The 12853-nt window shown below is 41.0% G+C and carries 15 protein-coding genes; 11 read left to right on the top strand and 4 right to left on the bottom strand.

Annotated elements, in window-relative coordinates; translation table 11 throughout:
• Window positions 1–7 precede the first annotated feature (7 nt).
• The 11 genes from ABIB30_RS20115 (at window position 8) to ABIB30_RS20065 (ending at window position 9667) form a co-directional block, all read left to right on the top strand.
• Complete coding sequence (locus ABIB30_RS20115; protein WP_354304832.1) at window positions 8–2023, top strand: copper-translocating P-type ATPase; 2016 nt, start codon at window positions 8–10, stop codon at window positions 2021–2023.
• Between the two features lie 279 nt (window positions 2024–2302).
• Window positions 2303–3046, top strand: a complete 744-nt coding sequence (ppk2, locus tag ABIB30_RS20110) for a polyphosphate kinase 2 (RefSeq protein ID WP_354304831.1) — start codon at window positions 2303–2305, stop codon at window positions 3044–3046.
• A 15-nt stretch (window positions 3047–3061) separates the two neighbouring features.
• Window positions 3062–4492 carry a F0F1 ATP synthase subunit beta gene (atpD, locus tag ABIB30_RS20105; protein ID WP_354304830.1) on the top strand — a complete coding sequence of 477 codons (1431 nt, stop codon included), beginning with the start codon at window positions 3062–3064 and terminating at the stop codon, window positions 4490–4492.
• The gene (locus ABIB30_RS20100) at window positions 4482–4865 is read left to right on the top strand and encodes a F0F1 ATP synthase subunit epsilon (RefSeq protein ID WP_354304829.1); all 384 of its coding nucleotides are present in this window, start codon (window positions 4482–4484) and stop codon (window positions 4863–4865) included. The genes atpD and ABIB30_RS20100 overlap by 11 nt, the downstream gene beginning before the upstream one ends.
• A 1-nt stretch (window position 4866) precedes the next feature.
• Complete coding sequence (locus ABIB30_RS20095) at window positions 4867–5157, top strand: AtpZ/AtpI family protein (RefSeq protein ID WP_354304828.1); 291 nt, start codon at window positions 4867–4869, stop codon at window positions 5155–5157.
• A gap of 9 nt (window positions 5158–5166) precedes the next feature.
• Window positions 5167–5451 carry an N-ATPase subunit AtpR gene (locus ABIB30_RS20090; RefSeq protein WP_354304827.1) on the top strand — a complete coding sequence of 95 codons (285 nt, stop codon included), beginning with the start codon at window positions 5167–5169 and terminating at the stop codon, window positions 5449–5451.
• Between the two features lie 2 nt (window positions 5452–5453).
• Window positions 5454–6155, top strand: coding sequence for a F0F1 ATP synthase subunit A (locus ABIB30_RS20085; RefSeq protein ID WP_354304826.1), 702 nt, complete (start codon window positions 5454–5456; stop codon window positions 6153–6155).
• 13 nt (window positions 6156–6168) lie between these two features.
• Window positions 6169–6438: a F0F1 ATP synthase subunit C gene (locus ABIB30_RS20080; protein ID WP_354304825.1), complete on the top strand. Its 270-nt coding sequence runs from the start codon at window positions 6169–6171 to the stop codon at window positions 6436–6438.
• Window positions 6439–6445: 7 nt separating this feature from the next.
• Window positions 6446–7222: a F0F1 ATP synthase subunit B family protein gene (locus ABIB30_RS20075; RefSeq protein WP_354304824.1), complete on the top strand. Its 777-nt coding sequence runs from the start codon at window positions 6446–6448 to the stop codon at window positions 7220–7222.
• Between the two features lie 4 nt (window positions 7223–7226).
• Window positions 7227–8762, top strand: a complete 1536-nt coding sequence (locus tag ABIB30_RS20070) for an alternate F1F0 ATPase, F1 subunit alpha (protein ID WP_354304823.1) — start codon at window positions 7227–7229, stop codon at window positions 8760–8762.
• An 11-nt stretch (window positions 8763–8773) separates the two neighbouring features.
• Window positions 8774–9667: a F0F1 ATP synthase subunit gamma gene (locus ABIB30_RS20065; protein ID WP_354304822.1), complete on the top strand. Its 894-nt coding sequence runs from the start codon at window positions 8774–8776 to the stop codon at window positions 9665–9667.
• An 87-nt stretch (window positions 9668–9754) separates the two neighbouring features.
• Here the strand turns inward: ABIB30_RS20065 and ABIB30_RS20060 are convergent, their stop codons facing one another.
• The 4 genes from ABIB30_RS20060 to ABIB30_RS20045 all read right to left on the bottom strand — a co-directional run bounded on the left by ABIB30_RS20060 (window position 9755) and on the right by ABIB30_RS20045 (window position 12835).
• On the bottom strand, window positions 9755–10189 hold the full coding sequence (locus tag ABIB30_RS20060; protein WP_354304821.1) for a hypothetical protein: 435 nt from the start codon (window positions 10187–10189) through the stop codon (window positions 9755–9757).
• Between the two features lie 251 nt (window positions 10190–10440).
• On the bottom strand, window positions 10441–11532 hold the full coding sequence (locus ABIB30_RS20055; RefSeq protein ID WP_354304820.1) for a glycoside hydrolase family 130 protein: 1092 nt from the start codon (window positions 11530–11532) through the stop codon (window positions 10441–10443).
• Window positions 11520–12281, bottom strand: coding sequence for an HAD-IIB family hydrolase (locus ABIB30_RS20050; protein ID WP_354304819.1), 762 nt, complete (start codon window positions 12279–12281; stop codon window positions 11520–11522). Before ABIB30_RS20050 ends, ABIB30_RS20055 begins: the two co-directional genes overlap by 13 nt.
• Complete coding sequence (locus ABIB30_RS20045; RefSeq protein ID WP_354304818.1) at window positions 12278–12835, bottom strand: hypothetical protein; 558 nt, start codon at window positions 12833–12835, stop codon at window positions 12278–12280. The genes ABIB30_RS20050 and ABIB30_RS20045 overlap by 4 nt, the downstream gene beginning before the upstream one ends.
• Between the last annotated feature and the right edge of the window lie 18 nt (window positions 12836–12853).

The following is a 12853-nucleotide window of genomic DNA, read 5'->3' as shown; positions in this document are numbered from 1 at the left end:
AAAAGACATGAAACATCCGATTAAAACGCAAAATTCTTCCGGTAAAACCAAGCAACCCATGAAAATGGATGGGCATAATCATCACACTATGATGATTGAAGATTTCAAGAAACGATTTTATGTGGTACTGATCCTCACTGCTCCTATTATGCTCCTATCTAGCATGATACAGCAATTTATTGGAGTAAACTGGTCATTTAACGGTTCTTCTTATATTTTATTTGCCTTATCAACTGTTGTTTTTATTTATGGCGGCTGGCCTTTTTTCAAAGGTCTTGTCGAAGAGGTGAAGACCAGGAATCCCGGTATGATGTTCCTGATTGGCTTTGCTATTACTGTGGCTTACGGCTATAGCGTCGCCATTGTATTTGGATTGCAGGGAATGGATTTTTTTTGGGAACTGGACACGCTGATCCTGATCATGCTTTTAGGCCACTGGATAGAAATGCGATCCATCGTCGGCGCATCGAAGGATCTGGAGCTGTTAATACAATTAATGCCTGATGAAGCCCACCTTGAAAAGCAAGGTAAAGTAACAGAAGTTAAAGCAGATACCCTTAAACAAGGAGACGTGATTGTTATAAAGCCTGGAGAAAAAGTTGCAGCGGATGGTATTATAGCGGAAGGCGAAAGCTATATCAATGAATCTATGCTGACCGGTGAATCAAAACCTGTAAAGAAAGGCAAGAGTGATAAAGTTATTGCAGGTTCCATAAATGGCAATGGCTCATTTAAGGTTACCGTTTCGCATGCCGCAAAGGATTCATATTTGTCGCAAGTGGTTAAATTAGTTGATGATGCCCAAAAGTCAAAATCAAAAACACAATTAATGGCAGATACGGCCGCCAAATGGCTAACGGCTATTGCTTTGGTAACCGGCATTACTACATTTCTATTTTGGTATATGACCGGGCATCCACTCGCATTTGCGATGGAAAGGATGGTAACGGTAATTGTAATTTGCTGCCCCCATGCTTTGGGGTTAGCAGTGCCCTTACTAGTCGCAACATCCACAGCCTTATCGGCAAAGAATGGCTTGCTGATCAAGAACAGAACCGCATTTGAAAATTCCAGGAAAATAACCACGGTCGTTTTTGATAAAACCGGAACCCTTACTATCGGAAAATTTGAAGTATCAAAGGTAATTTCTTTAAAAAAGGAGCTGAAAGAAGCCGATATTATCCGGCTATCCATGGCATTAGAAGAAAAATCAGAACATCCTATTGCGACTGGTATTCTAAAAAAAGCAAGCGATCTAAAGATAAGTGCGCCATCGGTCAAAGATTTCAAAGCCATTACCGGTCAGGGTGTAGAAGCTACAGTTGAGGGTAAGAACGTATTAGTGGTTGGTCCGGGTTATTTAAAGGAAAAAAACATGAATGTTCCAGATGGATTTAAATCCGACGACACCGAGACTGTCGTTTTTGTCATCATTGATGATGAACTTGCCGGATACATCGCTCTGTCAGACAAAATACGCCCGGAATCAGCTGCTGCGATCAAAAAACTCAAAGAAAACAACATTAAATCCATACTACTTACCGGTGACAATAGCAAGGTCGCTGAGAGCGTAAGCAAAACTTTAGAGATGGATAGTTTTATCGCGGGCGTTCTGCCTCATCAAAAACTGGACAAGATAAAGGAATTACAAGCTGCAGGGGAATTTGTTGCCATGACTGGTGATGGTATTAACGACGCACCTGCATTGGCGCAAGCTGACGTTGGTATTGCGGTAGGTTCTGGTAGTGATATTGCTGCTGAAACAGCTGGCATTGTATTGGTAAACAGTAACCCTAATGATATTGTAAACCTAATCTTGTTTGGCAAAGCTACTTATCGAAAGATGATACAAAACTTAGCTTGGGCGACCGGATATAACGTCATCGCCCTACCGCTTGCTGCGGGAGTACTTTATAACCAAGGGATAGTGTTGAGTCCCGCTATTGGCGCCATTTTAATGACTATTAGTACAGTGGTAGTGGCTATCAATGCCAGCTTACTTAAAGTCGAATCAAGAGATTAAATCCTTTGCGGTAATGTTTTTAAGGTGTGAATGATGTAACATTTAATTGAAGTTGTGTAATACCCTGTCAGCTTCAAAAACCGACCTTTATGATGAACGGGATCAGCTTAGTAAAAGCTTTTGTTGTTTAGTTACTTCATATATAAAATTATGTTTTATATCATATATTTCTTCGGCAATCAAAATTGCCGATCCGTGGAGTAACGCGGTACTACTTAGATTAGTTTATTGTACCGAGTTTGGCAATAGAATAATGAAACCGTAAAAGAAACGGAATAAATGAAGAAGAAGGAAATATTACATGGACTTTATATCGAGCTGGTTAAACTGCAAAAAGAGATCATCACTTCCGGCCTCAAGCTAGTGGTGATACTTGAAGGCAGAGATGCATCCGGTAAAGATGGTACTATTAAAAGAATAGTCAAACATCTGAGTCCGCGTGAAACTATTGTTGTGGCATTAGGCAAGCCATCTGACCGGCAGGATAATGAATGGTATTTCCAAAGATATACGGCTCACTTGCCAGTTTCGGGAGAATTTGTGCTTTTTAACCGGAGTTGGTACAACCGTGCCGGCGTGGAAAAAGTAATGAATTTTTGCACAGGTGAACAATACAAGTCTTTTTTTAAAGAAGTTGAATTGTTTGAGGAGACATTGATAAATGCAGGTTTTATCATTTTAAAATACTACCTGGACATCAGTAAAAAGGAACAAGAAAAAAGGCTGGAAGACAGACATAAAGACTCGCTTAAACAGTGGAAAATAAGTCCTATTGATGAAGCAGCTATAAAAAAGTGGAAAGGCTACTCTGAGGCCAGGAATGAAATGCTTTTGAAAACCAATTTCAATCATTCGCCGTGGTATATTGTTAACGCAAATAACAAACATGAAACGCACATCAATCTCATTAGTCATCTGCTTTGGCATTGCGAATATCATCAGAAGGATGAAAAAGCACTATCGCATACAGGTGACTTGATTTATCCTCCTACACCCGAAAATATAAAAGAAAGGCTCTTTTAAAATGATCAAAAGAAAATGAAGGTAGTCTCAGAACACGATGATAAGGCATTAAACTGTGGCAAAATTGTCTCGGTACGGGGTAGCGTCATAGACGCCTGGTTCGACCATCCCCTACCCCCCGTTTATAGTTTGCTGCATGCCGGAGACCATCAGGAAATTGCCATTGAGGTATTGGCGCAACTGGATGATCATCGTGTCAGAGGTATTGCATTAACACCCACACAGGGCCTGGCGCGTGGTATGCAAATAACAACTAACGGACAAGAGCTAAAAGTACCTGTTGGTAAACGTACGTTAGGGAGAATGTTTGATGTATTTGGCAATACCATTGACCATCTGAAACCATTAGCTGAAGGCGAAAAACGAAATATACATAGGGCGCCACCACCATTGGATAAACGCTCTACCCTATCCCAGGTTTTTGAGACAGGGATCAAAGCCATAGATGTACTAATTCCATTGGAACGTGGAGGAAAAGCAGGATTATTCGGTGGTGCAGGGGTAGGTAAAACAGTTTTACTCACTGAAATGATCCATAATATGGTTGGACAGAATAAAGGTATCAGTATGTTTTGCGGTATTGGTGAGCGTTGTCGCGAGGGCAATGAGCTATATGGTGCCATGAAGGATGCCGGATTACTGGAAAATATGATCATGATGTTCGGACAAATGAATGAACCACCTGGTGCCCGGTTTCGTGTAGGTCATGCAGCTCTAACCATGGCAGAATATTTTCGTGACGATGAGCACAAGGATGTTTTACTGTTAATCGATAATATATTCAGGTTTATACAAGCAGGAATGGAAGTCTCCGGTTTGATGGGTCAAATGCCATCCCGCATGGGTTATCAGCCTACATTGGAAACAGAATTATCTGAATTGGAAGAACGTATCGCTAATACCGATGCAGGGGCCATCACCTCTATACAGGCGGTATATGTCCCTGCAGATGATCTAACAGACCCTGCCGCCGTTCATGCTTTTTCGCATCTTTCTGCAACAATCGTGCTTTCAAGGGAAAGGGCAAGTGAAGGACTTTATCCATCTATAGATTTCCTGCAATCCAATTCCAAAATGGCAACACCGGGAATTATCGGAGACAGGCATTATAAACTCGCCCAACAGGTCAGACAAACCCTGGCGCAGTATGAGGATCTTAAAGATATTATTTCCATGTTGGGCATGGAGCAATTATCTACTGGCGACAGGCTCATAGTTAACCGGGCCAGACGACTGGAACGTTTTCTAACCCAACCCTTTTTTGCTACAGAACAATTCAGCGGCGTAAAAGGTAAAGTGGTTAGCTTAAAAGATGCACTCAACGGTTGTGAACGCATTCTGGCAGATGAATTTAAAGACCAACCCGAGAATGCTTTTTATATGATAGGAAATATTGACGAGGCTTTGAAGAATAAGGAAACAATAGAACAACATCATGGAGCTTAAAATCTTACTGCCATACAAAGTTTTTGCCGACATAAAAAATGTCGATAGCATCGTTGCAGAAACAAGTGAAGGATCTTTCGGGTTCCTCCCGCAAAGGCTGGATTGCATTGTAGTCCTAATGCCTGGTATTTTCTCTTACAAAACGGATAATGTGCATTATTTAGCTGTGGACGATGGAATACTGGTGAAAACCGGAGATCTGGTAATGGTGTCTGTAAGAAATGCGGTTGGCGGCGTTGAGTTGGGCAAGCTTGCCGATACGATACAAAACGAGTTTAAGAACATTAGTGCGGATGAGGAAAAAGTCAGGTATATGGCATCAAAGTTAGAAACCGGATTTCTTTCCAGACTGAGGAAATTTCAACAGGAGTAAAATGGATAAATCGAAAAAGAACGATGGTGATTTTTTTTACCGGCTCATCTCAGAAAAGGAAAACCAAAAGCTAAAATCGCTTGGTGAAAAGAAGAGGACAGAATGGTTTGGCCTGGGTATGTTCGGAATGGTCGGCTGGTCGGTTACGGTACCTACTTTTTTAGGCACCATTGGTGGGATTTGGCTTGATAAAAACTATCCCCAATCCTTTTCCTGGACAATAACCTGTTTGATTTTGGGTTTGGGGGCCGGCTGTTTTATCGCGTGGAATTGGATAAATAAACAAGATTAATTATAAGTTATGATCATAGCATCGATAAGTGGAATAATATTAGGGATGATATTCTTTGGCGGCCTTTGGTTCACTATAAAAAAAACACTGAGAACAAGCTCGGCTGCATTATGGATATTGGGTAGTTCCCTTATCCGTACGGTTATTGTTTTAACCGGGTTCTATTTTGTCGCTCAAGGAAGCTGGCAAAGATTATTACTTGCTATGGCTGGGTTTATTGTAGGCCGATTTTTGGTTATGCGGTTCACCAGCAGGCTTGATCAAAAACAAAACACATCAACAGAAACAAGCTAACCATGAATTTAACACCGGATCAAACTGTCTTCTGGAGCCATGGCTTTATCACCATTAACCTCACCATAGTCACTACCTGGGGCATCATGTTATTTATGATTATCGGGGCAAGGCTGGTTACACGTAAACTGAAAACTACGTATAAAATTTCCCGCTGGCAATGTATGCTGGAAATGATCGTGACTGGGATAAAAGATCAGATACAGGAAGTAGGCCTGGGAAACCCGGACCAATATATTGGCTTTATAGGCACTTTATTTCTATTTATAGCAATGTGCAACCTTTGGATCATCCTGCCCTGGTATGAACCGCCCACCGGATCGCTGTCAACCACAGCTGCATTAGCGATTACTGTATTTCTGGCAGTTCCATTTTTTGGAATTCAAAAAGGGGGTTTCGTTGCCTACCTGAAGACCTATATCAAGCCGACCTTTATTATGCTGCCTTTTAATATCATCAGTGAACTATCGCGAACCTTGGCATTAGCCATCAGACTGTTTGGCAATATCATGAGTGGTGGGATGATTATTGCCATTTTGTTGAGCATATCACCATTATTTATACCGATCGTAATGAAAGCGCTCGGGCTACTTACGGGAATGGTACATGCCTATATATTCAGCATCCTGGCCACGGTTTATATTGCAGCGGCTGTACAGGAAAGCGTCAGGAAGAAAAAATTAATACATCAAAACACCAATTAAAGGAGGATAAAAAATGGATAATGTATCATCAATAGCAATAGCTTCAATTATTACTGCAGGATTTACAACGGGTATCGGCTGTATGTTTCCCGCTTTGAGCGAGGGCAAAGCGGTTGCTACCGCATTGGGTTCAATCGCCCAGCAGCCTGATGCTGCACCAACAATAACAAGAACCTTATTCGTCGGACTGGCGATGATCGAATCAACGGCTATTTATTGTTTCGTGGTATCTATGATATTGATATTCGCAAATCCGTTCTGGACACACATCATCGCTAAATAATCACATCATGCAAATTAACTGGTTCACAGTAATAGCGCAGATCATCAATTTTCTGATTTTAGTCTGGCTGATGAAGAAATATCTTTACAAGCCAATTCTGCAAGCTATTGATGAACGCGAAACGAAAATAGCGGTTGAGCTTGCGGACGCAAAAAGTAAAATGGCGGAAGCAAAAAGTGAGCAGGATGAATTTCAGAAGAAAAATAACGCATTTGACCATCACAAAAAGAAACTAATGGACGAGGCAACTACCGAAGCTGAAAATGAGCGCCAAAAGTTAATCGATGCCGCGAAGACCGAGGCGGCAGAAGTAAGAAGTAAGCTGGATGATGCATCCAGGGAAATGCAGGAGAGTTTAACTAATCAACTGTTAAAAAAGACACAGGAAGAAGTTTTGTCGATCACGAAAAAAGCCCTTTCCGAACTTGCAACCACTAACCTGGAGGAGCAATCCGTTCATGTTTTTATCAGGAAAATTAAAGCAATAACAGAAAAGGACAAAATCAAATTTGTTGATGCTTTTCATTCAGATTCTGCACCATTATCTGTAAAAAGTGCATTCGAGCTTCCTGAAAAAGAACAAAAAAGCATCAAAATGGCTATCACTGGATTACTTGGCCATGATGTTAAGTATGCCTTTGAAATTGACCCGAAAATAATCAGTGGAATCGAATTAGTTGCAAAGGGTTATAAACTCTCCTGGAACTTCGCGGCTTATATAAATTCACTCGAAAAAAGCATTACTTCCAGTTCAAAAAAATCTATCAAAGCGATTAAAAAATAACGATATGCCACCAACTTCCTTAAAAAATAATATAACCCATACATTCGAACAACTTGGCAAAAGGATCGAAGAACATGTATTCGCTTTTACACCCCGAGAGGTCGGTTCTGTTACAAGTGTAGCTACGGGAATTGTAAAAGTTTCCGGGCTTGATGGAGCTGGCTTTGAAGAACTGCTAAAATTTTCAGAGAACCTTTACGGCATAGCCTATAACCTGGATGAAGAAGAGATCGGTGTGATACTACTTGGAGAAGATACGCTGTTGAATGCAGGTGACGAAGTGGAACGTACTGGGAGAGTAATGGATATCCCGGTAGGTGATCACCTGATCGGCCGGGTGATAGACCCAATGGGCATACCTATTGATGGTAAAGGTACTATACCAACCAGCAAAAGACTACCTATTGAAAGGCCTGCACCTGCAATTATGGACCGTATGGCTGTAAATGCTCCATTACAAACGGGTATAAAAGTTATTGACGCATTGATCCCAATTGGCCGGGGTCAACGCGAACTGATAGTTGGCGACCGGCAAACCGGTAAAACACAAATTGCCATTGATACCATACTTAATCAACAGGGGAAAGATGTACTGTGCGTGTATTGTGCTATCGGGCAGCGAGCTGCGGCCGTTGCCAAGGTAATTGCTAACCTCGAAGAAAAGGGAGCCATGGCTTATACCGTTGTTATGGTTGCTGAAGGCAATAGCACAGCTGGATTAAAATACATCGCACCTTATGCAGCGACCAGCATTGCCGAGCATTTTATGGAAGAGGGTCACAATGTACTCATTGTCTATGATGATCTGACACATCATGCACGCGCCTACCGGGAGCTTTCATTGTTGTTGCGCAGGCCCCCTGGCAGGGAAGCTTTTCCGGGAGATATTTTTTACATTCATTCCAGGTTATTGGAAAGATCCACCCATCTAAGTGATAAATTAAAAGGGGGATCGTTAACAGCTCTGCCAATCATTGAAACGGAAGCACAAAATATTTCTGCTTATATTCCAACCAACCTGATCTCTATTACAGATGGTCAGATCTATCTTTCCCCTAAATTATTCGAAGCCGGTATTTTACCGGCAGTTGATGTAGGCAGATCTGTTTCACGTGTAGGTTCTAATGCACAATTACCTGCTTATAAATCCATTGTAAATCTTAAACTACAATATGCTCAATTTGAAGAATTGGAAAACTTTTCGAGGTTTGGCACCCATTTAGACGAAAATACAAAAAAAACAATTGATCACGGAGAACGTATCCGAGCTTGCCTTAAGCAAAACGAGCTTCATCCATTAACGGTCTCGCAACAAATAGTTGTATTGCTTGCATTAACAAACGGTCTTTTTGATGATGTAACTGTTGATCAGGTAAAGGATGCAGAAGCTAATATTCTAAAAAGTATGGATCAGTTTCCCACTGAGTTACTCAAACGACTATTTGCCGACGAACATTTAAACGATACAGATCATGATCTGATCTTGAAGATAGCAGGCGATTTATTAGCTCCTTTTGTGAAAAAGGCCGAATCTGATTAAACCCCAAAGTAATGGATACTTTAGAAGATTTAAACCAAAAACTGGAAGGTGCAAAAGACATAAAATCGGTGGTAAAGGCTATGAAAGCAATGGCAGCTTCCAGGATAACGCAATACGAATTGGCAGTAAAGTCGCTCGGAGATTACTATCATACTGTAACATTGGGGATCAAGGCGTACCTCATAGCAGAAAAGATTCAAACGGTAATTGAAAGACCAGTATTCCAAAAATCCAATGGTCAGGTTGTTTGCGCTATTGTTTTTGGATCTGACCTGGGCTTGGTTGGACAATTTAACGACCTGATCTCTAGATATGTATCACAATCGTTGCAGGCGATTACCGGCGAAAAAGAAATTTGGGTGATCGGAGAACGTGTGCAGGCAATTTTGGCTGATACAGGCCTCCATATTACAAAATCTTATGCCGTTCCAGGTTCGATAGATGCGGTTACACCACTTATCCAGAATATACTAATTGACATTGAAACAACACGTGAAACCGGCAGAATAAAGCAATTTTACGTGTTTCATAACCAGCCTAAAACTGGCGCTGGATACGAGGTTATAATGCAACGTTTGTTACCGCTTGACGAGCACTGGGTACAGGAGGTCATGAAGACAAAATGGCCAACAAATAATATACCTGAAATTACCGGAAATTCGGTAGACACCCTAACAGCACTCATCAGCGCCTATTTATTTGTTTCGGTTTTTAGGGCTTGTGCAGAGTCTTTGGCCGCTGAAAACACAAGCCGCCTGGAAGCCATGCAACGGGCGGAAAAAAGCATCGGTGATATGTTGGACAGCCTTGGTAAGAAATTCCAGAGCTTGCGCCAGAGTATGATTGACGAAGAACTTTTTGATGTGGTTTCAGGATTTGAAGCCTTGAAGAAATCAGACTATTAAGTAGTAGCTATTCCCTCAGGTTCTATACACCAACTTAAATAACTCAAAAATAGTCTGCCACTGTGTGACTAACACCAGAGACTATTTCTAGTAAGTAAGACCTTTTATAGGTATAGGAAATATTAAATTTTCCAATGCATCAAAATGAGCTGCTGAAACATGCTCAGTGAATGATCTCATGCTTTGGTGCATCGTTGCACGATATGTTTCATCAAATTTCAACAATAGTTTTTCAAGTTTTGTAAGTGCAGCTTTTATTGCTGTTTCTCGCTCCTGTTCCCCTTGTGGCAATTCATTGTCAAGTTCTATGATGCTTTTCTCGAAGGCTTTATCCGCCTTACTATAAAAATCAGCAAGTGTTGGGTTACAGCTGTAAGTTTTCATGTGATCGAATGCTATCGCCACTTGTTTTTCCTTTTCATCAGTTTCACCGTCCTTGTTTGCCGCAAGTAAGGAAATATATACAGGAAACTTTAAAAATTCTTGTTGTTCTTTCTGTGAGAGGCTATCAAATGTATTCATAATCTTATTTTTTGTAAATAATATTTTATAACAGAAGAAAGAAATCCTCATCAAATCTTGCAGCACTTTATACTCGAACAATAGAGATAAACAATCCGAGTAACTCTAATATCCAATGACCAATTAATCAAGAGAATGCCTAAAGCGAAAACTCATATGTGACTGTTATCCATAAAGATAATCAATAATTTATAATGAACCGTTAATAAACCCAATGTTATTTCAATATGCCAAAGCTAGCACTTCTTCTATTAATCAGGTTCGGTGAACAAACTTTTGGGAAGATCCAGTCGCGCGACCCCTATCCTGTTATCGGCCATGCCATAATATACATCATAGCGGTCTGGCATATCAATATCATTTCGCTGATCTATTCCAGTTGGAAAAACAACATCAGCAATGGTCCCGACTTTTTCTTCCGGAAGGGTCGGCACCAATATTGGTTCAAATGATCTGAACACAATATCGTAAGGATCATCTGCCGATAAAAACATTACTCCGGCCGAATAGATCAATTGTTGTTTCTCAGGCGTTGACTGAGGACTTGCCTGTACGCCATGATAGATAAACATCCAGCCGAACCTTGTCATCACTGGCGGTGTACCAGAACCTATTTTTATTTTTTCCCAGTCAAATACAGGAACAGCGATAGGCCGGTGAGAAGTAAATTCAGCTGGGTGCCATTTTTCAGTCCCCTGTTTTTCCGGATGTATGTGGCAATAAGATAACCAAATACTTTCGTGGTGTTGATCCACGACTTTATCCCAGGGATGCGCCGCTTTTTCTTCCGGCGACGTACCTGGAAAAAGTGGTCGGTGCAGCATACCCAAAGCACGGTGTCCATGTGGACTTGGTATTTGCATAGGGAAAACACTGGCATCTTTATTATTAATGTTATCGAATCTAATATTTTCGTAAGGTTTATAAGTAGCAAGTCCAAGCCGCTCCCAGGTTAACAAGTCTTGCGATTGCGCCATAGCAATCCTGGGACCATCAGGTGAAAACGCTGTATATGTCATAATGTAGCGCTGTAAATGTTCCACATAGGTCACACGAGGATCTTCGCAACCGCCTCCACCATTTGGCCGTTTTTCATAATCCGCTTCCGGCTCCATTGCAATTCCCAGGCGTTCCACTCCTATTGGGTCCCCATCCTCATTGAATAAAACTTTAACAATGCCAATCCTCGAGTAATTCTCTTTGGTAGCAATTCGGGGAAACAAGTATAAATTCCCATCCTTTCCCCTCGCTGCAGCCGGATTCAAAACGCCGCCCGCCTCCATAGGATTATTCATATCGGGTTCCATGATAGTACCCAGTCGTTTCAATTTTAGTGTTTCCATGAGTTAATTTGGCTGGCGATGATTTTCCGAATAATAATTTTAGTATCTTCAGGGCCACCTACCTGAATACAGTCCGCACCAGTAGTTTTGACCGGATGATCGTTTCCACCTTCAAATAATGCATCGCCGATAAATAGCATATCCGCAATATCGATCTTAAGCACTTCTTCCAGTTTATGTATCCCATAAGCTTTATCTATACCCGGCTGGGTAACATCTATAGAAGTAGCACCACCCAGGTTGATCGCAAACTCCGGTATTAACTTTTCAAGTAGGGTCTTTATTTTTTTTCTTTTTTTGAAATCAGGGTCCCAGGCTTTTTTAGGAACAAGAGGTGCCTGTTGTCCCAAGGCAGAAAAAGTAATCTGGCTGTCCCGGTCTTCTATTTGATCACCCCATGTTTTTTCTGATTTAAAACCAGAACGTTCAACAGCATTTTTTAATGAAGTTTCTATTTTCTGTTTTTGGGCATCACTAAAATTTTCAGCATAAAGTATTTTCCATTTACTTTTTTCATAACTGTAAAACTTAGTACCACAGGTTGGTAAGATTGACAATTTAGAAAGGTCACTTTCTGCTGGCAGATGAGCAATCACCTGTTTTTCAAATTGAGTCCAGGTACCACCGGATATGATAGCGACCCGGGTTACTGTCAATAAATCATGAAATAGCTTCGCCATTTCATGATCGATAGCTGCTTTACTTTCAGCTAGTGTTCCGTCCAGATCAAATACAATTAATTTTTTCATTGAGATTCATTTAGTGGCAAATCTTTAGCAGGTATTGCTATTTCCAGCAACGTGATTTCATTGTCAGGCTGCAAATTACATTGCCCTAATAGTGCTGGCAACAACATCACATCGCCTTTATTTATACTAAAATCATTTTCCTTATAATGCAGTTTCCCAGCGCCTTCGATGCAAACTAAAATTCTTGGTTCATTTTCACATCCTACGGTAAAGGAAGAATCATTTTTTTTACGCCACAAGATAAAGTGCTCATCATCGAATATTTTTTCAGTTTTGGAGTTATTTTCTATTTCCACAGGAATTACAGGGCCGATATTGACCTGGTTAAAGTCAATACAGGCAAGGGCTTCATTTATCTGAAGATCCCGATGCTTACCAGTTTTAGCATCAGTACGATCCCAGTCATACAGACGGAAAGTAACATCACTATTTTCCTGCACCTCAAAAACAACAGCCCCCCGAAGGGTATGTACGGTACCTGAATGGATAAATATACTATCGCCCGGCTTAGGTATGAAACTATGCAGTCGCTCGTCTACAGAATTGGCTTGCACCGCCTTCCGCAAATTCTG

The sequence above is a fragment of the Pedobacter sp. UYP1 genome, from assembly GCF_040547305.1.
Taxonomy (GTDB): domain Bacteria; phylum Bacteroidota; class Bacteroidia; order Sphingobacteriales; family Sphingobacteriaceae; genus Pedobacter.
This window is presented reverse-complemented; position numbering and strand designations above follow the sequence as displayed.